30 protein-coding genes are annotated in these 23995 nt (G+C 65.6%); 14 read left to right on the top strand and 16 right to left on the bottom strand.

What is annotated here, in order from left to right; translation table 11 throughout:
• Positions 1-2: 2 nt before the first annotated feature.
• The gene (locus RM532_RS01895) at positions 3-443 is read right to left on the bottom strand and encodes an acyl-CoA thioesterase (RefSeq protein WP_311651422.1); all 441 of its coding nucleotides are present in this window, start codon (positions 441-443) and stop codon (positions 3-5) included.
• Between the two features lie 9 nt (positions 444-452).
• Entirely contained in the window at positions 453-668 is a 216-nt protein-coding gene (locus RM532_RS01890; protein WP_311651421.1) for a hypothetical protein, read from the bottom strand.
• Between the two features lie 329 nt (positions 669-997).
• On the opposite strand from RM532_RS01890, the gene RM532_RS01885 reads away from it, so the two are divergent.
• Complete coding sequence (locus RM532_RS01885) at positions 998-1621, top strand: TetR family transcriptional regulator (RefSeq protein WP_311651420.1); 624 nt, start codon at positions 998-1000, stop codon at positions 1619-1621.
• A gap of 25 nt (positions 1622-1646) precedes the next feature.
• Here the strand turns inward: RM532_RS01885 and RM532_RS01880 are convergent, their stop codons facing one another.
• Together RM532_RS01880 and RM532_RS01875 are read right to left on the bottom strand one after the other, a co-directional pair.
• The gene (locus RM532_RS01880) at positions 1647-2180 is read right to left on the bottom strand and encodes a macro domain-containing protein (protein WP_311651419.1); all 534 of its coding nucleotides are present in this window, start codon (positions 2178-2180) and stop codon (positions 1647-1649) included.
• Between the two features lie 13 nt (positions 2181-2193).
• On the bottom strand, positions 2194-3777 hold the full coding sequence (locus RM532_RS01875; RefSeq protein WP_311651418.1) for an FAD-binding oxidoreductase: 1584 nt from the start codon (positions 3775-3777) through the stop codon (positions 2194-2196).
• Between the two features lie 142 nt (positions 3778-3919).
• Between RM532_RS01875 and RM532_RS01870 the strand changes: the two genes are divergently transcribed.
• The 5 genes from RM532_RS01870 (at position 3920) to RM532_RS01850 (ending at position 9255) form a co-directional block, all read left to right on the top strand.
• Positions 3920-6061, top strand: coding sequence for a S9 family peptidase (locus RM532_RS01870; protein WP_311651417.1), 2142 nt, complete (start codon positions 3920-3922; stop codon positions 6059-6061).
• Positions 6062-6077: 16 nt separating this feature from the next.
• A complete protein-coding gene (locus RM532_RS01865; RefSeq protein WP_311651416.1) occupies positions 6078-7574 on the top strand; it encodes an SLC13 family permease in 1497 nt (498 codons plus the stop codon).
• On the top strand, positions 7571-7984 hold the full coding sequence (locus tag RM532_RS01860) for a YbaN family protein (protein ID WP_311651415.1): 414 nt from the start codon (positions 7571-7573) through the stop codon (positions 7982-7984). The genes RM532_RS01865 and RM532_RS01860 overlap by 4 nt, the downstream gene beginning before the upstream one ends.
• The gene (locus tag RM532_RS01855; RefSeq protein WP_311651414.1) at positions 7981-8820 is read left to right on the top strand and encodes an aldo/keto reductase; all 840 of its coding nucleotides are present in this window, start codon (positions 7981-7983) and stop codon (positions 8818-8820) included. The genes RM532_RS01860 and RM532_RS01855 overlap by 4 nt, the downstream gene beginning before the upstream one ends.
• A 162-nt stretch (positions 8821-8982) precedes the next feature.
• A complete protein-coding gene (locus RM532_RS01850; protein WP_311651413.1) occupies positions 8983-9255 on the top strand; it encodes a hypothetical protein in 273 nt (90 codons plus the stop codon).
• 52 nt (positions 9256-9307) lie between these two features.
• Here RM532_RS01850 and RM532_RS01845 read toward each other — a convergent pair whose 3' ends face one another.
• From RM532_RS01845 to RM532_RS01835, 3 genes are read right to left on the bottom strand one after another with little or no spacing between them, the layout of a single operon-like run.
• Positions 9308-9793 (bottom strand): NlpC/P60 family protein, encoded by a 486-nt coding sequence (locus tag RM532_RS01845; protein ID WP_311651412.1) that lies wholly within the window; start codon positions 9791-9793, stop codon positions 9308-9310.
• A complete protein-coding gene (locus RM532_RS01840) occupies positions 9793-10623 on the bottom strand; it encodes a DNA ligase (RefSeq protein ID WP_311651411.1) in 831 nt (276 codons plus the stop codon). The genes RM532_RS01845 and RM532_RS01840 overlap by 1 nt, the downstream gene beginning before the upstream one ends.
• 5 nt (positions 10624-10628) lie before the next feature.
• Positions 10629-11105, bottom strand: coding sequence for a metallophosphoesterase family protein (locus tag RM532_RS01835; RefSeq protein WP_311651410.1), 477 nt, complete (start codon positions 11103-11105; stop codon positions 10629-10631).
• A 67-nt stretch (positions 11106-11172) separates the two neighbouring features.
• On the opposite strand from RM532_RS01835, the gene RM532_RS01830 reads away from it, so the two are divergent.
• Together RM532_RS01830 and RM532_RS01825 are read left to right on the top strand one after the other, a co-directional pair.
• A complete protein-coding gene (locus tag RM532_RS01830) occupies positions 11173-11493 on the top strand; it encodes a DMT family transporter (protein ID WP_311651408.1) in 321 nt (106 codons plus the stop codon).
• A 63-nt stretch (positions 11494-11556) separates the two neighbouring features.
• A complete protein-coding gene (locus tag RM532_RS01825; protein ID WP_311651407.1) occupies positions 11557-12291 on the top strand; it encodes a ParA family protein in 735 nt (244 codons plus the stop codon).
• Positions 12292-12330: 39 nt separating this feature from the next.
• On the opposite strand, the gene RM532_RS01820 is transcribed toward RM532_RS01825, so the two are convergent.
• The gene (locus tag RM532_RS01820) at positions 12331-13218 is read right to left on the bottom strand and encodes a haloalkane dehalogenase (RefSeq protein WP_311651406.1); all 888 of its coding nucleotides are present in this window, start codon (positions 13216-13218) and stop codon (positions 12331-12333) included.
• A 122-nt stretch (positions 13219-13340) separates the two neighbouring features.
• Here RM532_RS01820 and RM532_RS01815 point away from each other — a divergent pair, with 122 nt between their 5' ends.
• A complete protein-coding gene (locus RM532_RS01815) occupies positions 13341-13751 on the top strand; it encodes a DUF3015 family protein (protein ID WP_311651405.1) in 411 nt (136 codons plus the stop codon).
• The gene (locus tag RM532_RS01810; RefSeq protein ID WP_311651404.1) at positions 13744-14388 is read left to right on the top strand and encodes a superoxide dismutase family protein; all 645 of its coding nucleotides are present in this window, start codon (positions 13744-13746) and stop codon (positions 14386-14388) included. Before RM532_RS01815 ends, RM532_RS01810 begins: the two co-directional genes overlap by 8 nt.
• 172 nt (positions 14389-14560) lie before the next feature.
• On the opposite strand, the gene RM532_RS01805 is transcribed toward RM532_RS01810, so the two are convergent.
• Together RM532_RS01805 and RM532_RS01800 are read right to left on the bottom strand one after the other, a co-directional pair.
• Positions 14561-15316: an NYN domain-containing protein gene (locus tag RM532_RS01805; protein WP_311651403.1), complete on the bottom strand. Its 756-nt coding sequence runs from the start codon at positions 15314-15316 to the stop codon at positions 14561-14563.
• Between the two features lie 96 nt (positions 15317-15412).
• Positions 15413-16195, bottom strand: coding sequence for a crotonase/enoyl-CoA hydratase family protein (locus tag RM532_RS01800; protein WP_311651402.1), 783 nt, complete (start codon positions 16193-16195; stop codon positions 15413-15415).
• A gap of 91 nt (positions 16196-16286) precedes the next feature.
• Here RM532_RS01800 and RM532_RS01795 point away from each other — a divergent pair, with 91 nt between their 5' ends.
• Positions 16287-16790, top strand: coding sequence for a DUF2147 domain-containing protein (locus RM532_RS01795; RefSeq protein ID WP_311651401.1), 504 nt, complete (start codon positions 16287-16289; stop codon positions 16788-16790).
• A gap of 55 nt (positions 16791-16845) precedes the next feature.
• On the opposite strand, the gene RM532_RS01790 is transcribed toward RM532_RS01795, so the two are convergent.
• Positions 16846-17784, bottom strand: a complete 939-nt coding sequence (locus RM532_RS01790; protein WP_311651400.1) for a pirin family protein — start codon at positions 17782-17784, stop codon at positions 16846-16848.
• 74 nt (positions 17785-17858) lie between these two features.
• Complete coding sequence (locus RM532_RS01785) at positions 17859-18731, bottom strand: pirin family protein (protein WP_311651399.1); 873 nt, start codon at positions 18729-18731, stop codon at positions 17859-17861.
• Between the two features lie 97 nt (positions 18732-18828).
• Between RM532_RS01785 and RM532_RS01780 the strand changes: the two genes are divergently transcribed.
• Both RM532_RS01780 and ycaC (RM532_RS01775) read left to right on the top strand, forming a co-directional pair.
• The gene (locus RM532_RS01780) at positions 18829-19722 is read left to right on the top strand and encodes a LysR family transcriptional regulator (RefSeq protein WP_311651398.1); all 894 of its coding nucleotides are present in this window, start codon (positions 18829-18831) and stop codon (positions 19720-19722) included.
• A gap of 107 nt (positions 19723-19829) precedes the next feature.
• A complete protein-coding gene (gene ycaC / locus RM532_RS01775; RefSeq protein WP_311651397.1) occupies positions 19830-20453 on the top strand; it encodes an isochorismate family cysteine hydrolase YcaC in 624 nt (207 codons plus the stop codon).
• Between the two features lie 100 nt (positions 20454-20553).
• Here the strand turns inward: ycaC (RM532_RS01775) and RM532_RS01770 are convergent, their stop codons facing one another.
• Positions 20554-20991: a hypothetical protein gene (locus RM532_RS01770; RefSeq protein ID WP_311651396.1), complete on the bottom strand. Its 438-nt coding sequence runs from the start codon at positions 20989-20991 to the stop codon at positions 20554-20556.
• A gap of 105 nt (positions 20992-21096) precedes the next feature.
• Between RM532_RS01770 and ycaC (RM532_RS01765) the strand changes: the two genes are divergently transcribed.
• Positions 21097-21711 carry an isochorismate family cysteine hydrolase YcaC gene (gene ycaC, locus RM532_RS01765; RefSeq protein WP_311651675.1) on the top strand — a complete coding sequence of 205 codons (615 nt, stop codon included), beginning with the start codon at positions 21097-21099 and terminating at the stop codon, positions 21709-21711.
• A gap of 27 nt (positions 21712-21738) precedes the next feature.
• Here ycaC (RM532_RS01765) and RM532_RS01760 read toward each other — a convergent pair whose 3' ends face one another.
• From RM532_RS01760 to RM532_RS01750, 3 genes are all read right to left on the bottom strand, one after another.
• Complete coding sequence (locus RM532_RS01760; RefSeq protein ID WP_311651395.1) at positions 21739-21963, bottom strand: DUF433 domain-containing protein; 225 nt, start codon at positions 21961-21963, stop codon at positions 21739-21741.
• 106 nt (positions 21964-22069) lie between these two features.
• A complete protein-coding gene (locus tag RM532_RS01755; protein ID WP_311651394.1) occupies positions 22070-22264 on the bottom strand; it encodes a type II toxin-antitoxin system ParD family antitoxin in 195 nt (64 codons plus the stop codon).
• A gap of 203 nt (positions 22265-22467) precedes the next feature.
• On the bottom strand, positions 22468-23995 hold a 1528-nt coding region (locus tag RM532_RS01750; RefSeq protein ID WP_311651393.1), incomplete at its 5' end, for an ATP-dependent nuclease.

Genomic DNA, 23995 nt, shown 5'->3' with positions numbered 1-23995 from the left:
AGTCACTCCTTGTCGTCGAACGTCTCGAAGGATTCCACCGCCGCCCGGAAATCCGCCGGCAGCGCCAGCGTCGTGCGTGCCTCGGGATCAGCGAACACGTAGACGATCTGCCCGTTGGCCAGAGCTTCGCCAGCGCGGGCCACGCGGAATTCGAACACGATGGAGGAACGCCCGAGCCGGGCGATGCGGGTGTCAATGTCGATGATTTCATCAAAGCGGGCGGAACCCTGGTGGTCGCACTCACTGTGCTTGATGAACAGATCCCCGCCGGCAGCCAGGAAATCCCGCGGGTAGGCCACGCCCAGCGCCCGCAGATATTCGGTCATGCCGATATCGAAGTATTCGTAGTAGCGACCGAAGAACACGATCCCCTGCAGATCGCATTCGGCCCACCGCACGCGCAGGGGATGGGAAAAGCGGAAAATCGTATCGGCACCTGCCATGCCGGCAGTCTACCGATCGTGATCGGTCTCGTCCGCCTCGCGATCGGCCTCGGCCCGGTCGGCGGCATCCATGATCTCGAAGATGTCGGTGAACCAGCCGCCCACCTCGCCGGTGATCTCGCCCACCGTGCGGGTCACCGCGCCGGCGATGCGCCCGACCCGCTCCGCGCCGGATTGCACGGCGACCTCCATCACATCCTTGGCAATCTCGATTTTTCCGGGCATGGCGTCAGCCGAGTACGGTTTCATTAGCAAAGGGTAGCGCTATAACACCGCAGCCGTCACGAGGTGCACGAAACGATCGCGCAAACCGCGTCAAGCCGCACCAGTGCGTCACCGCAGCGGTGTAGGCCGCAGGGACTGTAGTGATCAACATCAGCGGTCGCGTTCGCGTTTGAACAGGCATCCACAATACCGAGCGGCCTGCGTGATGTAAACGACTGTTCACTTTGTCATTCACCAACCACGGCGATGGCTTTATAATGCAGACTCCTTCCTCGGCAATGACAGCACCCAGCGGTGTCAACAACCATTCACGTTACAAGGCGATACCGATGACCGCGCGCCGGGCCGGCCGCGGCGAGACCACCCGCAAGGCACTCATGGATGCGGCGCTACGCCAGATCGCCCGTGGGCGCAGCTTCGACGCCCTGTCACTGCGCAAGCTCACGCAATCAGTGGGCATCGTGCCGACTGCGTTCTATCGGCATTTCGAGAGCATGGAAGCGCTGGGCCTGGCACTGGTGGACGAAAGTCTGCGCACCCTGCGGCGGATGATGCGCGAGGCCCGGGAACAGCCGGTGCCCCACGAACAGGTCATCCGCAGTTCGGTGAGCACCTACGTGCGCTACGTGCAGGCCAACCGTCTGCACTTCCACTTCATCATGCGCGAGCGCTTCGGCGGGGTGGCCACGCTGCGGCACGGCATCCATAACGGCATCCAGCTGTTCGTCAGCGAACTGGCCACCGATCTGGGGCGTTTCCCGGTACTGGATCGTTGGTCGGCGCCGGACCTGCGCATGATTGCCGGGTTGATCGTGGCCGCAGTCACCGAAGCCACCGATCTGATCCTGAATGCGCCGGAGGACGATCCTGACGCCGATGCCGAGATCATCAACACCACCACCCGGCAGTTGCGGCTGATCCTGCTCGCGGTGCCGCAGTGGCGGAGTCAGTAGCCAGGGCGCTTCGGGTCGATTCCAGCTAGCCGGCGAGCGTTCGCAATACCTCGGCGTGGACGTCGTAGTCGCCGTCGCTGTACAGACAGAAACGGACTTGGCGGAGGCTGTTCAATCGCGGCGCCGCGTCCAGCACGGTGGCAAAGGCAATCTCGGTGGCCGGGCGCAGCGGATAGCCGAAGGCGCCGGTGGAAATGGCCGGAAACACGATGGATTTCAGGCCATTTTCCTCCGCCAGCCGCAGGGCGTTGCGGTAACAGTCGGCCAGTAGCCGATCGGCCGGCTCATCCATGCCGTACACCGGACCGAGGCAGTGGATGACGTAAGGGTTGGGCAGACCATGGCCACCGGTGATCACCGCCTCGCCCGGCGCAATCGGCGCCAGCGGCGCACACTCCTCGGCCAGCCCCTTGCCCGCGGCGCGATGGATGGCCCCGGCCACCCCGCCGCCGATCATCAGCTGCGCATTGGCCGCGTTGACCACCGCGTCCATGTCGGGTTGGGCGGCGATGTCGCCCACCTCGCATTCGATCGTCAGGTTGCCCGCCGTCGTCCGCATGGCGATCTCCCCTTCAGGTGTCGAACCAGAGTCCCGGATTCATGATGCCACGGGGATCCAGCTCCTGGCGGGCGGCCCGCACGGCGCTGCGGAAGGCGGCAGGAATCTCCTCGCGGGCCCAGCGCTGGTGATCGCGGCCCATGGCGTGATGATGGCTCTGGGTACCGCCGCCGGCGTTCACCGCCTCGGCACCGGCATCGCGGATTTCACGCCACTGCTGGACCAGCGAGTCGTGCCGGCCGGGCGCGTAGAAGGAAAAGTACAGACAGACCCCGTCCGGGTAGGCGTGGGTGACCCGACAGGTCACCCCGCCGGTACCGCCCACCTCGTTGACGGCATTCAGCGTGGCCTGGCGCACCTCGTGGTAGAAGGTCGGCAGTGCCGACCAGGGCACGGCGGTTTCGAACGTGTCCATGATCAGGGCGTAGTCGAGCAGCGCATCGCGCAGATAGGGCTGCCGGAAGAAGGTGTCACGCCAGCCGCCGCTGCCGGCATTGTCCGCGGGCGGGTTGGGGGTGCCGCCGTGATCACGCGCGATGGCCAGGGCATCGTCCAGGTCATGCGTGCGATCGCGCTCGCCCTCGAAGCCCAGGATCATCAGCGCCCCCTGCCCCGGCCGGCCCGACAGGGCCCCGGAGACGAGATGCTCATACGGGTCCAGCACCCGCATCTGGGACGGCCACAGGTCGGCCTGGACAATCGCCCGAGTGGCCTCCAGTGCCGAGGGGAAATCCTCGAACGCCACCGACCGCGACAGCTTGTGCTCGGGGTCCGCCACCACCCGCAGCCGGGCATCCACGATCACCCCCAGCGCGCCCTCGCTGCCGCACCACAAACGGTTCGGGTCGGGACCGATGCTGGAGGCCGGCAGGGGCCGGGTTTCCATCACGCGGCCGTCGGGCAGCATCACCGACAGGGCCTGGACGCGGTCCTCGATCTTGGCCCGCAGGGTGGAGAAATGCCCGGCCCCGCGGGTGGCCACCCAACCACCGAGAGTGGAGTGAAAATAGGACTGCGGATAATGCCGAACAGCCAGCCCGTGGGGCTTGAGCGCGGCATCCAGGTCGGGCCCCAGAATGCCGGCCTGGGCATGGACCACTCGGTCGCGTTCGCTGACCTCGAGCACCTGGTGCAACTGCTGCAGATCCAGGCTGACCACGCCGTTGCGATCCTCCAGCCCTTCCGGGTTCACCCCGCCGACCACGCTGGAGCCGCCGCCGAAGGGAATCACCGCGATGCTCTGGTCCGAGGCCCAGGCCAGCACATCCGCCAGTTCGTTTTCGTCACGCGGGGTCGCCACCAGATCCGGAGCCGGCACCGGTTCACCGGACCGCAGTGTGGCCAGATCGCGAAAACTGCGCCCGGCGGCATGGAGCAGTGCCGACGCGTGGTCGGTGGCCATCACTTCCCGCAACGAGTCGGGCGGGGTGAGCTTTGCCCGAAGAATGGCGACATCCGCGTCATCCGGCGGCGGGCGGTGTTCGGCCAGCTCGCCGCCGAGAAACATCTGGATCGCCGGCAGTATCCGCTCGCGCTGCTTGTCCTCCAGCCGGTCCTCGAGATAGCCCCAGCCAATGGGATTGCGGGTCTTGGTCATCGCTTGCCTGGTCGCGTGTGGTCGTGGCCGCCGAGACTAGCGCGGCACCCGGCCGGACGCCATCTGCAGGCCGCCGCCGCTTTGACCTCACCCCGGGATTCGGCAAGACTGCCGGCCGCATTCCATTGCCGCCCCACCGCGCATGACCCCGGATTCCGCCAATCATCCGCAGCCGACGCTGGCCGAGCCCCGTCCCACGCAACGCACGCTGCACGGCGTCACGCTGGAAGACCCCTACGCCTGGCTGCGCGACGACAACTGGCGCGAGGCCATGCGCGATCCCGGCAAGCTGGCGCCCGAAATCCGTGCCTATCTGGAAGCCGAGAACGCCTACACCGAGGCCGCCACCGGGCAGCTGCAGGACCTGCAGAAGGCACTGGTGGCCGAGATGCGCGGCCGCATTCTCGAGGACGACGCCAGCGTGCCGGTGCCCGACGGCGACTGGGCCTATTACAGCCGTTTCCGTGAGGGCGGCGAGCACGCGGTGTTCTGCCGCCGCCCGCGCGACGCCGACGACGGCGAACAGATACTGCTGGACGGCGACGCCGAAGCCGCCGGTCGCGACTATTTCAACATCGGCACGGTGGCCCACAGCAACGACCACGCGAAGCTGGCGTTTACCGTGGACGAGTCCGGCGCCGAGGTGTTCAACCTGCACGTGCGCGACCTCGCCACCGGCGAGGAAATCCAGCCGCCGGTGCCGGAAACCGCCGGCAACGTGCTGTGGTCGGCGGACTCCAACTGGCTGTTCTACACCACCCTGGACGACAACCACCGGCCCTGCCGCATCTGGCGGCTGGCCCTGGGCGAGCCGCCCGAATCCGCCACGCTGGTCTACGAGGAGGCCGATGCCGGGTTCTTCGTCGGCCTGGGCGAAACCCAGAGCGGGGACTTCCTGCTCATCGACGCCCACGATCACGAGACCAGCGAGGTCCGGCTGATCGACGCCCGCGATCCGACCGCCGCGCCACGGGTGGTCGCGCCGCGCGATCCGGGGGTGGAATACGACGTCGATCACGACCGCGAGGCCGGCCGGCTGGTGATCGTCACCAACGCCGACGACGCCGAGGACTTCAAGCTGGTCACCGCGCCGCTGGCCGATCCGGGCCGGGCCAACTGGACCGATCTGGTCGCGCACCAGCCGGGTCGGCTGATCCTGGACAACGTGGAGTTCGCCCGCCACCGGGTACGGCTGGAACGGGTGGACGCGCTGCCGCGCATCGTGATCACCGCCAAGACCAGCGGCGACGAACACGCCATCGCCTTCGACGAGGCCGCCTACGCCCTGGGCATGGCCACCGGGCTGGAATACGACACCGACGACCTGCGCTTCGTCTACACCTCCCCGGCCCGTCCGCCGGAGACCTGGGACTACGACATGGCCAGCCGCGAGCGCGTGCTGCGCAAGCGCCGCGAAATTCCCAGCGGCCACGATGCCGAGGCCTACGTGGTGCGCCGCCTGGCCGCGCCCACCGCCGACGGCGAGACGGTGCCGGTGACCATCCTGCATCACCGCGACACCGCCATCGACGGCAGTGCGCCCTGCCTGCTCTACGGCTACGGCGCCTACGGCGTCTCCGAATCGGCGGCGTTCTCCGGCAACCGGCTGTCGCTGGTCGACCGCGGCTTCGTCTACGCCACCGCCCACATCCGCGGCGGCATGGAAAAGGGCTATGCCTGGTACCGGCAGGGCAAGGCGGCCCACAAGACCAACACCTTCGACGACTACGCCGCCGCCGCCGAATACCTTATCGCGCAGGACTACACCCGCGCCGGGCGCATCGCCGCGCTGGGCGGCTCCGCCGGCGGCATGCTGGTGGGCGCGGTGCTCAACCGCCGGCCCGACCTGCTGGGCGCGGCGGTGGCGGACGTGCCATTCGTGGACGTGCTCAATACCATGCTCGATCCCAGCCTGCCCCTGACCCCGCCGGAGTGGCCGGAATGGGGCAATCCGATCGAGGACCCGGACGCCTTCGCCACCATTCGCGGCTACTGCCCCTACCAGAACGTCACCGCCCAGGCCTATCCGCCGATCCTGGCCATCGCCGGGGTCTCCGACCCGCGCGTGACCTACTGGGAGCCGGCCAAGTGGGTGGCGAAACTGCGCGCCACCAAGACCGACGACAACACCCTGCTGCTCAAGACACATATGGCTGCGGGCCATGGCGGCCGGCCCGGCCGCTTCGAGGCGCTGGACGAGACCGCCCTGATCTACGCCTTCCTGCTGGACACCCTGGCGGCCAACCGGCAGCGCGTGGGAAAGTCGGCCACGGTCGGGCGCTGACGACCGGATCACCGCCATGTCGGCGTCGCCTCCGGACCGATCCGAACCCGCCACCACGCGTCGCCTGAGCCTCGCCGGTCTGGTCGGCGGTCTGGTCGGAGCCGCCGTACTGCTGGCACTGCCGGCGCCCGCGGGCCTGTCGGCCGCCGGCTGGCACTGCGCGGTGGTCGGCCTGGTGATGGCCACCTGGTGGATCACCGAGGCGATTCCGATTCCGGCCACCGCGCTGGTGCCGCTGGCCGCCTTCCCGCTGCTGGGCGTGGCCGACATCGACGCCACCGCCCGGCCCTACGCCAACCCCATCATCTTCCTGTTCCTTGGCGGCTTCCTGCTGGCGCTGGCCATGCAGCGCCACGGCCTGCACCGGCGGCTGGCACTGGCCATCGTGGCCGCGGTGGGCAGCGGACCGCGGCGCATCGTGCTGGGATTCGTGCTGGCCACCGGCTTTCTGTCCATGTGGGTGAGCAACACCGCCACCGCCATGATGATGCTGCCCATTGCGGTCAGCGTAACCGGGCTGGCGGCTGCCGGCGAGGCCCGCGGGCGCGCCTTTGCCACCGCGCTGGTGCTGGCGATCGCCTACGGCGCCAACGTCGGCGGCCTGGGCACGCTGATCGGCACCCCGCCCAACGCCCTGCTCGCCGGGTTCCTGCGCGAAACCCAGGGGGTGGAGATCGGCTTCGCCCAGTGGCTGGCCTTCGGCCTGCCGCTGGTGGGCCTGGGGCTGCCGCTGGTGTTCGCGGTGCTGATCCGCTGCTACCCGCTGCGCGGCCTGACGCTGGCCGGCGGCGCCGACGCCATCGCCGCCCGGCGGCGCGAACTGGGCCCGGTCAGCGGCCCGGAAATCACCGTGGCCGTGGTGTTCGGCCTGGTAGCGGCGGCCTGGATTGCGGCGCCGCTGCTGACGGCCTACGTGCCGGGCCTGTCCGATGCCGGCATCGCCATGGCCGGGGCGCTGCTGCTGTTCGTGCTACCGGCGCAGCGGCAGCCGTGGCAGCCGGTACTGGACTGGGAAGTCGCCGCCGACCTGCCCTGGGGCGTGCTGCTGCTGTTCGGCGGCGGCCTGTCGCTGGCCGCCGGAGTGCAGGACACCGGGCTGGCGGACTACATCGGCCATCTGCTGGGCGGTCTGGATCAACTGCCGCTGGTGCTGGTGATGCTGGCGGCGTGCGCCACCATCCTGCTGCTCACCGAACTGACCAGCAACACCGCCACCACCGCGGCCTTCCTGCCGGTGCTGGCGGCACTGGCCATCGGCCTGGGCGAAAACCCGCTGACCCTGGCGGTACCGGCGGCGCTGGCGGCCTCCTGCGCATTCATGCTGCCGGTGGCCACGCCACCCAACGCCATCGCTTTCGGCAGCGGGCACGTCTCGCTGCCGCAAATGGCGCGCACCGGGCTGTGGCTGAACATCGGTTTCCTGGTGCTGATCACGGCGCTGGTCTACAGCCTGCTGCCGCTGGTGTTCGGAGTGGTATTCGGACAGGTCCCGGCGTGGGCGAGCCGGCCGTGAGCGATGACGGCGGCGCGTCATCCGCGCTGACGCGCCGGATCTGGCGGGGCGTGGCGATGCTGTTCGTCGCCCTGGGTGCGGTCGGCGCGGTACTGCCGGTGCTGCCCACCACCCCGTTCCTGATCGTGGCCGCCTGGGCCGCGGGCAAGAGCTCACCGGAGCTGCGCCGGCGTCTGCGCGAACATCCCACCTATGGGCCGGCGCTGGTGGCGTGGCAGGATCACCGGGTGATGTCACGTCGCGCCAAGCTGATGTCGCTGTCCCTGATGGCACTGAGCTGGGTCATCGTCTGGCTGACCGCACCGGTCTGGTGGGTACCGCCGGTGGTAGCTGTCACCCTGACCGGCGTCGGCCTGTATCTGGCCACCCGTCCCGAGCAACCGCGCGCAACCGAACAGGGCCATTCATGACCGCAACCGTCACCCTGCCGGACGGAACCGCCGTCCCGGCGCTCGGCCAGGGCACCTGGCACATGGGCGAGAACGCCGCCGCCCGGGACGCCGAGATCCACGCCCTGCAGGCCGGCATCGATCACGGCCTGACCCTGATCGACACCGCCGAAATGTACGGCAGCGGCGGCGCCGAGCGTGTCACCGGCAGGGCCATCGCCGGCCGCCGTGACGAGGTGTTCCTGGTCTCCAAGGTATTTCCGCACAATGCCGATCCGAAGCGCATGCGCGCGGCTTGCGAGGCCAGCCTGCAACGCCTGGGCACGGACTGCATCGACCTGTACCTGCTGCACTGGCCGGGCGGCGTGCCGCTGGCCGACACCCTGGCCGGTTTCGAGGGGTTGCAGAACGACGGGCTGATCCGCCGCTGGGGCGTGTCCAACTTCGACGTGGCCGGCATGCGCGACTGGCTCAACCTGGCCGGCGGTGCGGCCTGCAGCACCGACCAGGTGCTCTACCACCTCGGCTCGCGCGGCATCGAATACGACCTGCTGCCCTGGTGCCGCGAACGAGCGCTGCCGGTCATGGCCTACTGCCCGCTGGGCCAGGGCCGCGGCCCGCTGCAGGATGCGCGCCTACACCGGCTGGCCGCCGAAGCCGGCATGAGTCCCGCGCAGCTGATGCTGGCCTGGGTGATGCACAACGGTGACGTGATGGCCATCCCCAAGGCCGGCACGCTCGACCATGTGGCCGACAACGCCGGCGCCTCTGACAGGCGACTGGACGCGGATACGATGGCGGCACTGGAAACCTGCTTCCCGGCGCCCACCCGCAAGCAGCCGCTGGCTATCGTCTAGCGTCGTGTAGCCGGGCGAACGCATGTCCGCCGCTTCGACCGGCTTTCCGGCATATCGGATTTGTTATCGGTATGCCGCCCCTTTAAAACGCCGGCATCGTCCGCAGGGTGTGTTGTGTACGAGGGCAAACCGACATTCGATTCTGAAGAGAGGTTCGCCAACATGTCCATGCACAAACACCCCATCACGACCACCATCGCCACGCTGTTGTTCGGCGGCGCCCTGACTCTGAGCCCAGCCTGGGCCGGTGACAGGGACAAGCAAACCGAGATGCCGGCCAGCGAGCACCAGGCAGAAGCCACCAAAGGCGTCACCGACAAGGCCGAAGGGGCCGAACGCAGCGAGGGCGAGCGTTCGACCGACGAAATGCCGGCCTCCGAACACCAGGAGGACGTCGTCGAGGACACCGAAAAGGACGATTCCGGCGCCTACTGATCCGCCATCCGCATTGATGGCCGATCGTCCCCGGCCCCGTGGCCGGGGGCGGTCAATCCATTCGCAGACGGCGGGTATGCCAGTAGTGGCCGGCCCAGTAGGGGTTGCGCAAGTCGCTGAGAATCACCCCCTGGCTGGTCGAGGCGTGGACGAATCGCTGCTCCTCCACGTAAATGCCCACGTGCCACTGCTTCCAGCCGGTCTTGAAGAACACCAGATCCCCGGCGGTCCGGTCTTCCACGGGTTCGCCGACGAAGGCCTGCAACTCGGTGGTGCGCGGCAGCCGGATGCCGAAGGCGTCACGGAACACCCGCAGCACGAAGGCGGAGCAGTCCACCCCGTCACGAGTCATGCCTCCCACCCGGTACGGCGTGCCGCGCCAATCGTCCAGCTGCGCATACAGGGTTTCGCGCACCGCCGCGGTGTCGTCCAGGGCCACCCCGGCGTCGGACACCCGCACCGCCGGCACGCGGTGATCCGGCGTGCTGCTGCAGGCGGCAACCAGCAGTATCAGCCCCGCGGCGGCGAGCCGGCGCATCAGGGTGGTGTGTAACCGGGACGAACGCGCAGGAAACGGGCGAATCGTGGCAATCCGTTGGTGGTGAATCCGTTGAACCGATAGGTTACCCAACTTCCCACCGGCGGTGGGTCGGCCCGCTGCTCGTCGGTGAAACCGGTGCCCAGCCGGAAGCGACGGCCGTCCGGGGTTTCCACCAGCAACGAGCCCATCATGTCCGCATATTTGCCGTCGCCCGGCAGGTGCCGGATCACCCGGGCTTCGGCGTCCTGATGCGTCTTGACCTTGAGCAGATCGCCGCTGCGACCGCTTTCATGCAGCGAATCGGCCCGGCGCAGCATCAGCCCTTCCCCGCCGCGATCCACCACGGCCTCGAGCCGGCGCTGCAGGTCGGCATGATCCGCCACCCGGAACTGTTCAACCGGGCGCAGCCAGGCGATGTCCAGTGCTGCCAGCCGCTGCCGCAGTGCCTCGAGCCGCGCACTGAACGACCCACCATGCGCCGGCAGATCGAACACCATGAAGCGCATGCGCCGCCACTCGTCATCCACGGGCTCATCCGTGCGCACGATGCCCGAGGTTTCGGCGAAACGACCGCGGCCGAGCCAGAGCTCGCCGTCCAGGGGCACGTCCGGGAAATCGGCGACGAACCAGGCCGGCGGATTCACTGGATGCCCGCCGCGGGTGATCAGCCGCTCGCCAGTCCAGTAACCGCGAACCCCGTCGAGCTTCTCGCTCACCCAGTAATCAGCGACGTCCAGTCCTCGCTGGTAATCCTCGGCCAGCGTCAGGGCCGGCGGCTCGGCGGCGCCGGCCAGGCACCAGAGTGCGAGCCCGACCAGCCCGGTCACTCGGATCACGGCCGGCGGGACAATTGCCGGGCGTCGACCCGCCAGCCCTGCGAGTCGGCGTCGAGAACAATGTAACCGGGGCCGCCGTAGGTCCGGGTGCGGCCGGCGGCGCCGGGGTTGAGAATCCAGGGGGCCTGGTCCCGGTCCACGACTTGGCGATGGCTGTGCCCGCAGACCACCGCGCGGGCGTCGGGATAGGCCGCGCGCAGCCGGCGATGACGCCGGGCCGCCGGCCACTGGTGACCGTGGATGACCACCAGCCGGCCGCCCGGCAGATCGAGCTCCGCCGAGACCGGCCAGCCGGCGTCCGCCGGATCGTTGTTACCCGTCACCACCGTCACCGGCAGCTCGAGCGCAGCCAGTGCCTCGGCCACCCCGGCGCCCACATCGCCGGCATGCACGATCCGGTCGCAACCGGGCAGGAAGGCGGCAATCCGGTCATCCAGATAGCCGTGGGTGTCGCTGATCAGGACCACGCGCATGGGCGGCATCATTGGCCAGCCATCGCGCGCTTGCAAATCCGGGCCGCGGCGTCATCCTTGCCGGATCATGGCTTGGTTCATTCTCATCATCGCGGCGGCGTTCGAGATTGCCTGGGCGATCGGGCTGAAGTACACCGACGGCTTCACCCGCCCCCTGCCCAGTCTGCTCACCGGCCTGGCGATGGTGGCCAGCCTGTACGGGCTGTCGCTGGCCGTGCGCACCCTGCCGCTGGGCACTGCCTACGCGGTGTGGGTGGGCATCGGCACGGCGGGTACCACCATCCTGGGCATGCTGCTGTTCGACGAGCCGCGCGAAACCGCGCGGCTGCTCTGTCTGGCGTTGCTGATCATCGCAGTGATCGGATTGAAGCTGACCGCCGGCGAGTAAGGCCGGCCGGCGCCGAAATCAGGTTGTCATCTCCTTGTCACATTCCGGCGCGAGGCTGCGGTCATGCACATCTGGGCCCTGCACAGCGCCAAGGGCGGCGTCGGCAAGACCGCCGCGGCGGTCAATCTGGCCTGGGAGGCAGCCCGGGCCGGCGAACACGTGCTGCTCTGGGACCTGGACCCGCAAGCCGCCGCCAGCTGGTACCTGCAGGTGGACACGGACCGCAAGCTGGCCGCCCGCAAGGTGGTGGACGGCGACCGGCCGCTGGGCCGCTTCGTGCGGCGCAGCGCCCATCACGAGCGGCTTCACGCGATTCCCGGCGACACCAGTTTCCGCCACATGGATGCGCTGCTGCGGGCCTCCAGCGGCAGCAAGAAGCGGCTGGCCGAACTGATCGAGCCCTTCTCCGAAACCTACACGCTGGTAGTACTCGATTGCCCGCCGGGACTCGGGAGCCTGGCCAACGCCGTGCTGCGCGCAGCGGATACCGTGGTGGTACCGGTCGTACCCAGCCCCTTGTCGCTCAGGGCACTGGATCAGATCGAAACGCTGGCCGGCAAGGAGGGCCGCAAGGCCGGCCGGGTGCAGCCGTTCTTCTCCATGGTCGACCGCCGCAAACGGCTGCATCGGGACATGCTGAACAATCCGCCGGACATCATGCGTGACGCGCCGGCTGCATGGATCGGCTACTCGGCGGATGTGGAACGCATGGGTGAATACCAGGCGCCGGTCGCCTGTTTCGCGCCAAGGTCGCGCGCGACGACGCAGTTCAGAACGCTCTGGAGGGCACTGCCATAGATCGGGACTCGGTAACCATTCCAGCCGAGAGACGACTGCTCAACAACCCATCTGCCGCCGCATGAAGGCGGCGATTTCGCGTCCCTTGTCCTCCTGCAGGAAGTGGCCGGCCCCCTCGATGGTGGTGTGCTCCACCCCTTCGGCACCCGGCACCCGTCGGCGCAGGCCACGGTCCAGACCGCGGGTGATGGGATCACCGTCGGAAAAGCAGGTGTGGAACGGCTTGTCGAACCCTCTCAGTACCGCCCAGGCCTCGCGGTTGGGCTCGCTGGCCGGATCGTCCGGCGTGATCGGCACCAGCGCGGGGAAGGCGCGGGCACCGGCCAGATAACGCTTGTCGGGAAAAGGCGCGGCATAGGCGCGCGCCGTGGCCTTGCTCATGGGCGCACGGGTGGCCACCCGCATGATCCCGGCAACCGGAAAGATGGGACTGTACAGCGCGAAGGCCCGCCAGAGCCTGAATGCGGCCGGAACTCTTTCATCGCCGGTGGGCAGTCCGCCGTTGCCCACGAACACCCGGGCGAACCGGTCCGGCTCGGCCGCCACCAGCCGCAGGCCGATCAGCGACCCCCAGTCCTGGCAGAACAGCGTCACCCCGTCCGGGTCGATCTGCCGCAGCCAGTCCAGCATCCAGTCGACATGGCGCTGATAGCTGTAGTCGGCCACCGCCGCCGGCTTGTCCGACCGCCCGAAGCCGATCAGATCCGGCGCCAGCACGCGGCAACCGGCATCCACCAGCGGCGGAATCATGGTGCGGTAGAGATACGACCAGCTCGGCTCCCCGTGCAGCAGCAGGACCACCGGGCCATCGGGATCACCCTCGTCCAGGTAGTGCAGCCGCAGGTCGTCGATGGTGGCGTAGCGTGGTTGGAACGGATAACCGGACAGACCGGCAAAGCATTCGTCGGGGGTTCGCAGAGCGTCCATGGCTTGGCGGCAGTGAAATCCTGTCCCGAAAATCGGGCATCCTTCCCGCCCGGTCAAATCCCTTCGACGTCGGGGCCCCAACAGGGCTAGACTCGGGCTCTCCCCAACGCGAGGAAAAGCCGATGCAACGCGTACTTCTTTCCCTGCTGTTCACGCTGCCGGTGGTGGCCGGCTGCAGTGCCGTCACCAGCACCACCAACACCGCGGCCAAGGCGCTGGAACAGGTCAGCGACACCACATCGCAGAGCTCGGATGCCACCACCGAAGGCCCCAACACCAGTTATGCCGAGGCCCGCGAGTTCGTGGATTCCCAGTTCCATATCGTGCGCCGCGAAGCCGCCACCGGTGGTGGCGAACATACCGCAGCCCTGGCCCGCCTGATGGGGGAAAACGACCCGCAGGCCTTCGGTAGCTGGCTGCAGGACAACTACGGAGTGTTATTCTCGGACCTCGAAAATCACGGGGACCTGGTGACGCGCATCAGCGCGCACCGTGCCAAGCTCGAACCAATCGGGAGCCAGGACAATGCGTAATTTCTGGATGATCGCCGCCCTCTGCGCGGGCGCCTTCACCATCACTGCTTGCAGCGAGGGCGATCAGCAGCAGGCCGAAGAGGCCATGGAAGACGCCCAGACAACGGCCGAGCAGGCCATGGACGACGCAGGCGATGCCGCCGATGAAGCCATGACCGAAGCGGGCGAATCCATGGACGACATGGACGACGCCGCCGACGAGGCGATGGCCGAGGAGCCGGCGGCCGACAGCAACCAGGTCACCGCCACGCTCGAGGAAGTGGACGGTAGCGGCGTGTCCGGTCAGGTGGAATTCACCGCCATGGGCGAGGACATTCAGGTGTATGCCGAGGCCAGCGGTCTGGCCGCCGGCAAGCACGCCTTCCATGTGCACGCCAACGGCGACTGCGGCGACAACGCCCAGGCGGCCGGCCCGCATCTCAAGTTCCCGAGCGACGGGGACGACGATATCCACGGCAACCTCGGCGAATTCAACGTGGCCGACAGCGGCAGCGACAACGAGCTGATCACGCTCAGCGGCCTGTCGATGGACGTGATCCGCGGCAAGGCCGTGGTCGTGCACGAGAAGGGTAACGACCACAGCTCCCCGCCTGTCGGCGCCGCCGGCGGCCGGATTGCCTGCGGGGTGATCAACTAATCACGCCGTCATTACCGACAATGAAAAGGGCCCGCGATGCGGGCCCTTTTTCGTGGCACAGGTGAGCCGGCGCGATTAATCGCGTCCTACCGCAGGGTGGTCGGGACCCGATTCCTGCGTAGGGCCGCTTTCAAGCGGCCAGCCCGCAAACGCACCAAATTCCCGATTCCACTCAAACCGACCTGACCTTGTAGTTGCCACGATCGGCGTCGTATTCCAGCGCCAGCAACTTCTGCTTCTCCGCGTCCTGCAGCAGCTCCGAAAAGCCCTTGTAGCCGTAGTGGGTCTCGTTGAAGCTGGGGTACACGCGCTTGATCGTCTGCTTGATCTGCGAGCCCCAGACCGGGTCGTAATCCGACTCCAGCGACTGCACGATCTCGAGAATCTTCTCGCGGGCCTCGGCGCTCTTGTCGGTCGGCTTGTTGCCGCGCTTGGCCCGGCGCGTGCCACTCTTGCGGGCGGTCTGGACCAGGTCGTCGTAGTAGATGAACTCGTCGCAGTTGGCCACCAGCAGGTCCGAGGTGGACGACTTGACCCCGCAACCGATCACCCGCTTGTCGTTTTCCTTGAGCTTGGAAACCAGCGGCGAGAAATCGGAATCGCCCGATACCAGCGCGAAGATGTCGATATGACTCTTGGCGTAGCACATGTCGATGGCGTCCACGACCATGCGGATGTCGGCGCTGTTCTTGCCGGACACGCGTGACTGGGGGATGTCGATCATCTCCACCCCCATGGCGTGGAACGCATGCATGGTGTTCTTGTACCGGGTCCAGTCGCAGTAGGCCCGCTTGAACACGATGCGCCCCTTCTCCAGCAGACGCTTGGTGACCAGTTCCATCTGGAAATCGCCGCCGGGCACGTCCTTGACGCCCAGGGCCAGGTTCTCGAAATCGACGAAGACGGCGATCAGCGGCTCGTCGGCCATGGCTTTTCCTTTTGATCGGGGCCGGAACAGATGATCGTGGTCCGGCGCAGTGGCACTGCCCGGAGTCTAGCACCGGGCCCCGGGACGCCGGCCGGATCAGCGCCCCTGGAAACGCGCCTCGCGGCGCTCGACGAAGGACTGCACCCCCTCGCGGGCATCCTCGCTTTCCATGATCGGAATCAGGTCGGGCAACAGCCGTTCGATGGCGGCGCGCTCACCGGCGTCCAGGGACAGCCGCGAACTCCTGAGCGTGGCCTGCACGCCCAGCGGTGCCTGGGCCGCCACCCGCCGGGCGATCTCGAAGGCGCGGTCGAACTGCTGACCCACCGGCGTGAGCTCCTGGATCAACCCCATGCGGTGGGCCTCATCGGCGCTGATCTCGTCGCCGGTCAGCAGGTAGCGCATGGCGTTGCCCCAGCCGATGCTCTGGATGAAGCGGATGGTGCCGCCGCCCACCGGGTAGATGCCGCGCTTGATCTCGATCTGGCCGAAGCGGGTGTTGTCGGCGGCCACGCGGATGTCGCCGGCCAGCATGAACTCGATACCGGCGGTGAAGCAGATCCCCTGGGTGGCCACCACCAGCGGCTTGGTCAGCCGGTTGTCGGGGTCCAGGCCGAAGGGCTCGATGGCGTCGTCATCAATCGGCGGGAACCGTCCGGCGGCGAACTCCGAGGCCCACTCCGACAGATCCAGCCCGGTGGTGAAATGATCGCCGTGGGCAAACAGCAGGCCGCAACGCAACTCGGGCTCGCGGTTGAGCCGGCCGTAGGCGGCTGCCATATCACGGTACATGGCCAGATCGAACGCATTGCGCTTGTCCGGCCGGTTGATGCCGATGCACAGCACGTGCCCCCGGGTTTCGACGCTGATGTTGGACATGGCCACTCCTGCTGACGGGCGTTTGATGATGCATGGTACTGGCCGCAGGCTAGAATATCGCCATCGACATTGAAACCGCCGCACCCCGGACATGACTGCATTGATTTCCCGACAGCCAACACGACTTGTCGCCACCCTACTCGTCGCCCTGGCCACGGCCGTCAGCGCCCAGCCCGGGGCGGACGCCATCACCGGCGTCTGGCTGACCGCCGCCGAGGACGGCTACATCCAGATATTCGGGGAAAACGGTGCGTACTTCGGCAAGACCGTGGGCGAGCCGCCCGGCAGCGGCGAGAGCGACGGCCCCGAGAAGGACGTGCACAACCCGGACCCGGCGAAGCGCGACCGGTCCCTGCTGGGCATCCGCATTCTCAAGGGCTTCGAGTACAACGGCGAGGGCCGCTGGGAAGATGGCGAGGCCTACGACCCCAACAACGGCAAGACCTATTCCGCCTGGATGGAAACGCCGGAACCGGACAAGCTCAAGCTGCGCGGCTACATCGGCATCTCGCTGCTGGGCCGCACGGAGATCTGGACCCGCGCCGGGCGCGATGCCGAGGGCGTGGACCAGAGCGTACTGGTCGAAACCGAATAGGCCACCCGGTCGATTCCGCCGGTAGGGCGGCTTTCAAGCCGCCGTCAGAACCGCCCTACCGCCAGGGCAACGCCGGCGAATTCAGCGGCTCACCCGCATAACCGGGCACCGCGCCGAAACGCGGGTCATGACGCTTCCAGTCCGCGTCCGCCTCGGCGATCTCGGCTTTCGTGCGGGCCACGTAATTCCACCACAGCAGAATCTCCTCGCCGAAGGGTTCGCCGCCGATCAGCAGCACGCGGACGGCGCCATCGGCCCGCACCGGCAGGGATTCCCGGCCGCGGCCGAGATACAGCAACTGCCCCGGCACCAGCGACTGACCGGCGACCGTGAGCTCGCCCTGCAGCACCAGCAGGCCGTACTCGAAATCGGCGCGCAGCGGCAGGTCGGTGGCGGCGTCGCCGTCGGTGGTGAAGTCCACGCTGACCAGCGGCGAATAGATGCGCGCCGGGGCCCGTTCGCCGAAGGCCTCGCCGGCCAGCACCGTGATGCGGAAGCCGTCGCGGTCGATCTGCGGCTGCTTCGGATAGTTCTCGAACGCCGGCTCGATATGGCGATGGGCATCCGGCAGCGCAATCCACAACTGCGCGCCCTCGAAACAGGCCGGGCCACCCTCCGGGGATTCCTCCGAATGCGTGATCCCGCGCCCGGCGGTCATCAGGTTGACCTGCCCCGGATCGATGACCTGATTGCTGCCCAATGAATCCTTGTGCAGCAACTGGCCCGACACCGGCCAGGTGAAGGTCTGCAACCCGATGTGCGGATGCGAGCCCACGTCGACCGGATTGGCCGACACATCCGCCGGCCCGGCGTGGTCGAGAAAACACCAGGCCCCGATCATGCGCCGGTGCCGGCTGGGCAGCGCACGCCGGATGACCATGTCCTTGCCCAGCACCGCCTCGCGCGCCGCAATGATTTCGCTGACCGGCGCATCCGCGGCCGCGGGGCAGTCCCGCGAGTCGGACAGACGGCATTGGGGTTCGATGTTGCTCATGGGCAGTGATCCGCCTGACCGATTGAGTGAAAATACTTCTCCCCCGTTGCCGGGGGAGAAGCGACCGATCGACTCTAGAACCGTCCGGCTTGGAAATCCAGCGCCGCCTGACGGATCTCGTGGGCGTGGTTCATCACGAAGGGCCCGTACCGAGCCACCGGCTCGTTGAGTGGCGCCCCCGCAATCAGCAGGACCCGGCCGCCTTCGTCGCCGGCGGTGAACGCCACGCCGTCCTCGCTGCCGGCGGCCTGGCCCAGTTGCCCCAACTGGCCGCGGGTCAGCGATTGCCCGGCCACGTCCACCGCACCGTCGTAGACATACAGCATGGCGTTGTGGCCGGCCGGCACGGCGGTCGTGAACGTGTCGTCCGCATTCAGCCGGACGTCCAGATACACCGGCGCGGTCGCCGCCGCGGCTACCGGCCCCACGGCATCGCCGTAATGCCCGGCGATCACCCGCACCTGCCCGCCATCCGGCAGATCGACCTGCGGAATGGCGTCCGCGGCGTACTCCTGATAGCCGGGTTCGCCCATCTTGTCGGCCGCCGGCAGGTTCACCCAGAGCTGGAAGCCCCACATCAGGCCCTCGTCCTGCTCCGGCATTTCCGAATGCACGATGCCGCGGCCGGCGGTCATCCACTGCACCCCGCCGGGGCCGATCACCCCGCTGTGCCCGTGGTTGTCGCCGTGGCGCATGCGCCCGGCCAGCATGTAGGTCACTGTCTCGAAGCCGCGGTGCGGGTGCTCCGGAAAGCCGGCGAGATAGTCGGCCGAATCGTCCGAGCGGAATTCGTCGAGCAACAGGAACGGATCCAGCTCGGACAGGGCCGGCTGGCCGAGCACGCGGGTCAGATTGACCCCGCCACCCTCGGTGGTCGGCTGACCGGTGATCACCCGGGTCACCGGGCGCGGCGTGCTCACATCGTTGATCTCGGCGATTGTGGTCATGGCGTTCTCCTGCGTTCGCTCTAGCCATCATAGTCGGGGCGAACCGTCGCCGAGCAAGGGCCGTCACCGCGAACGCAGTGTTCGTTATGATGCAACGATGGCGTACGCCCTAGACGACATCGAAGCCTTCCTGCGGGTGGTGGAAACCGGCAGCATCTCCGCCGCTGCCCGGCGCCTGCAGCGCACCAAGTCGGTGGTCAGCAAGCGGGTGAGTGCGCTGGAAACCGCCTTCGGCGTGCGCCTGCTGCACCGCTCCGCCCGCGGGATGACCGCCACCGACGCCGGCCGCGACTTCTACCGCCGGGCCCGCGCGGCCCTGGCGGAACTGGACGCCGCGGGCGAGGACCTGGCCACCGACGAACAGGCCCTGCGCGGCAGCCTGCGTATCACCGCGCCGATGAGCTTTTCCACCCTGATTCTGGGCCCCGCCCTGTTCGCCTTTTTGCGCGATCACCCCGGCCTGCAACTCGACCTGGACCTGGACGACCGCGCTGCCGACATCGCCGTGGGCGGCTTCGACCTGGCCATCCGCATCGGCCACCTGCGCGACTCCAATCTGGTGGCGCGGAAGCTCGGCACCGCCGAGCGGGTGATCGTCGCCAGCCGCGACTACGCCGACACCCACGGCCTGCCCGCCAGCCTGGACGAACTGCCGCAGCATCCGGCCATCGGCTACACCCATGTCGCCGCCACCGAGCTGTGGCGATTCCATGGCGACGACGGCCCCGCCCGGCACGTGCCCATGACCTGCCGGCTGGTGGTCAACAACGGCGAGGCCATGCGCGACGCGGTACTGGCCGGCCTGGGCCTGGCCCTGCTGCCCCGCTTCATCCTCGCCGATGCCCTGGCCGACGGCCGCCTGGTGGCGGTGCTGCCGGACGCAAAACCTGAGCCTTACGGCATCCACGCCCTCTATCCCTACCAGCGCCAGCCGGCGCGCAAGGTGCGGGCGCTGGTCGAGTACCTGCAGCGAACGTTGCAGACGATCTGACACCGGCGTTCGCCCATCGCGAACACGGCGTTGCGGTCATCCGTCTTCCCGCGACCGCGCAATGCCGGCACAGTCATCCCTGCCATTTACCGATGACGGGGATTCCCATGACTGCCGACTACCAATATCGCCGCCTGGACAAGAACGACGCCGCCATGCTGCTGGTGGATCACCAGTCCGGGCTGATCTCGTTGGTACAGGATTTCTCGCCCGGCGAGTTCAAGAACAACGTGCTGGCCACCGCCGCCTGCGGCAAGTACTTCGGCCTGCCCACCATCCTCACCACCAGCTTCGAGGAAGGCCCCAACGGCCCGCTGGTGCCGGAACTGATCGAGACCTTCCCGGACGCCCCCTACATCGCCCGCCCCGGCAACATCAACGCCTGGGACAACGAGGACTTCGTCAACGCGGTCAAGGCCACCGGCAAGAAGCAGCTCATCATCGCCGGCGTGGTCACCGAGGTGTGCGTGACCTTCCCGGCGCTGTCGGCCATCGAGGAAGGCTACGAGGTGTTCGTGATCACCGACGCCTCCGGCACCTTCAACGAAGTCACCCGGCATTCCGCCTGGCTGCGCATGCAGCAGGCCGGGGTGCAACTCATGAACTGGTTCGCCATGGCCGGCGAACTGCACCGCGACTGGCGCAACGACATCGAGGGGCTCGGCGCCCTGTTCTCCGAGCACATCCCCAACTACCGCAATCTGATGACCAGTTACGCGGCCCGGCAGTGAGCTTCTCGACCGCCGGATAACGAGTCAATCAGCCGCCGACGAAAGCGGTCGGCTGTATTTATTAGTTACCGAGTTCCGCACAGGTTGTACAAAGCCGCAATCAACCATACACATAGTTAAGCGCGACCTGAACGATCACGACAACGAGGTAGCACTGCAGAATAAGCGAGAGCAGGCCAGTCCAAATATTGGCAATGCCTTTTGCTTTGGCGACAGCATCGTACCGTGGCGCCTGTATCCCTTCATCCATGTATAGGTGTTCGGAGTACGCGTTATCGAAAACCTCGCCTCCGTCACTTCGACCCAACCACTCTGCCACTGCCTGAAAAAGCTGCCTCTTGACACGTAGATCGCCTAGCTCCTGGGGTAGTTCTTCGCTTGTCACTTTTATCCAGATTAAACCTGCGATTACGCCCAGCAGTGTATGAAACAGGTCCCCATATGCGACGAGCAATACCGCCACGATGCCCCCGGTCTGCACTAAGCGCGCAGGAAGCTCAAGCGCCGCCGCAACTTTGCTGTCAGATTGGTCCGGCATAATTAGAGTCTCCTCAACTCGCTAACGCCTGAGTCGACGGGCTTTTGCGGAGCAGGCGCAGCCAGCGTAGTAAAAACCCCTCTCCAACGATTTGTTGGGTGGCAAATATCCCCGATTGTCATTATTGGACCGGGGAAAAAGGGGTCAGAGCCCTTTTACTACCAGTCCGGGCTGATCTCGCTGGTGCAGGATTTCTCGCCCGGCGAGTTCAAGAACAACGTCCTGGCAACGGCTGCATGCGGAAAATACTTCGGCCTGCCCACCATTCTGACCACCAGCTTCGAGGAAGGCCCCAACGGCCCGCTGGTGCCGGAACTGATCGAAACCTTCCCGGACGCCCCTTACATCGCCCGCCCCGGCAACATCAACGCCTGGGACAACGAGGACTTCGTCAACGCGGTCAAGGCCACCGGCAAGAAGCAGCTCATCATCGCCGGCGTGGTCACCGAGGTGTGCGTGACCTTCCCGGCGCTATCGGCGATCGAGGAAGGCTACGAAGTGTTCGTGATCACCGACGCGTCCGGCACCTTCAACGACGTCACCCGCCATTCCGCCTGGCTGCGCATGCAGCAGGCCGGCGTGCAGCTCATGAACTGGTTCGCCATGGCCGGCGAACTGCACCGCGACTGGCGCAACGACATCGAGGGGCTCGGCGCCCTGTTCTCCGAGCACATCCCCAACTACCGCAACCTGATGACCAGTTACGCGACTCGGCAATAGCGGAAAAGGTCCGAGCCCCTTCTTCGGTCAATGAGTACCCGCGTCGGCGGCCACGGATTCGTAGGCAGCATCCAGGACCGCTATTGCCTGTTGCTTTTGTACCGACGGAAATTGATGCAGGAATTCCTCCAGCGCATCTCCGGCCTCCAGGTAATCGAACAGCGATCGCACGGGTTCCCGGGTTCCGGCAAATACGGGCATGCCGGTCAGGATTTCCTGATCTTGAGTGGTAATACCTGCAAGCGCGCTCATATCGCTGCCCCTGAATCACCCCTCAGCGTAAAGCGCGCCATTCGCCTGTGCCGGTGGAAATGGATGCGGAGTGCTTTCGCTCGCGGCGTGACGCGCCGCTTGCACGCTACTCAGCCGATTTCATCCGCTTGCGGCCCGCAGCCTTTATTGACGGCATATCCAACGCCTTGAATTGTCCGCTGAACTCCCCTTCCGAGAGAGCATCCCTCAGCACGGCCAGACTTTCCTTGGCCTGCTGATCCCGCCGGCCAACGTACTCGCCGTCATCGCCGAAGTCAGCGGTTTCAATCTGGCGTTTCACCCAGCTGTCCTCTTACTCGGTCATTGTGACGAGGAAACGGGTCAGAGCCCTTTGTACCGGGCGTCATTTGACTAGCTGCGAGGCGCGTTCGACTCAAGCTGAAAGGTCGTCCCATTTCGGGCCGCCAGATACCTCTTCGCTTATACGCCTCGGGAAAAGGCAGGAAAAGGGGTCTAAGTCCTTTCGCTCTGTTATATGCGGCCCTACTGAGCGGCGAACTGACTCACCTTTGACAACCATTCATGAATATCGTCGTACCCACCATTCTCCTGTAGCCGCTCGACTGTCATGCACTCTACTGCAATCGTGTTTAGTAATTTCTTCTTATTGCTAGCTAGTTCCTTTTTCTTGTCGTCCGCAACTTCTTCCCAGTTGTTGGCGTTCAATTCATTAAATTTCTCAGCTACTGCTAGTGGAATATCCATTTCATCCGAAATTGCACCAATCGCAACGCCAGCATTGCCTTGGGCCGCGTATGCCTCCTCAATTGCATCGGGATGCAGGTAGTTTTCTAGCTCATTCTTGCCTGTGTTAAATGCGACTTTATCCGTGCTCGGATCGTCATTGATCCGCTCTACTGCATCTCGATATTCTCTCACATCATTATCGTAAACATGTACTTCTGGCTTTCCTAATCCATCAAGATGCTTTTGTTCAAGGTAGTGTTTTAACGCTGACCCGCCTGTGATCACATACCCAACACAATCAGATTCATTCAAATTAAGTATTTCTTGATCCTGCCTCGACAAAATGGCGCTATAGCGCTTCAGAGCATTTACATCGTGGTTACCTTCAACAAATAAGAGCACCTTCACTCTATCAGCGGGGTTCGGCAAAATCCCGAGTGCGGCGATAATTTTATCAATTACCTGTGGATTTTCTTCCCCATCGTTAGCGCCTAATTCAATTGCCAAACAGTTGCTATCGTCCTCAGAGATATATCTCAACGACTTGGTCGGAATCTCCCTAGCCAAGTTTGAACTGTGAGTTGTAAACAACACCTGTACATTATCGGAGTTAGCCAATTCAGCAAGTGAATCAATGATCATCCGCTGATGGTTTGGATGCTGCGATGTTTCGGGTTCTTCAATTGCGTAAATTATTGCCGGTGCACCCGTTTCGGCCTTTCTCTTTTCTGCTTGGGCTTGGAAGAAGCTCAATATAACGAGTCTCCTGATGCCGCTACCTCTCTTATTCAGAGGGATTCCAACATCATTCAGCAAGGTTAGGTCGAAAATCTTACTGTAGCTCGGTGTTTTGCCAAACTCCGAACGTAGCCTTTCAGCAATTGATTCGTCAAAGTTCTTTAGCTTCTCGATTGTTCTTTCAGCAACCTCGGTTGAGAACTCTCTGACTTTCTCTTCGACGGTATCCAATAACTGCCTAATCTCATCAAGTGCAAGTGCTTCGTCGATGGCAGCTTGCAGTGGGCTTTTAACGTCACCGTCTTTGTCATCGAAAGATTTATCGGACTTGAACAGCGAATAAATGGGAAGTAACTTCTTTAACGACGTCCAAATCGCCTTTAGGTTGTCTTCGTTGTCTACGTTCCCATCTACTTTTAACAACGCCTCCGCTCTCTCTCCCCCTACAAAATTTCTTATCGCCTGCCTAATAGGTGGGTTTTTCCGTCTATTCACACCATCTAAATCTGCGCCGAGTTCTTCCGCTAGACTCTTCAGCGGAGTGTTCTTTAGGCTCAAAAGATTTTCTAGTCGAGGGTCAACTGGA

Source organism: Spectribacter hydrogenoxidans (assembly GCF_031846275.1).
GTDB classification, from domain to species: Bacteria; Pseudomonadota; Gammaproteobacteria; order Nevskiales; family Salinisphaeraceae; genus Spectribacter; species Spectribacter hydrogenoxidans.
The sequence above is the reverse complement of the archived record's forward strand: the minus strand, read 5'-3'. Positions and strand labels throughout refer to the sequence as shown.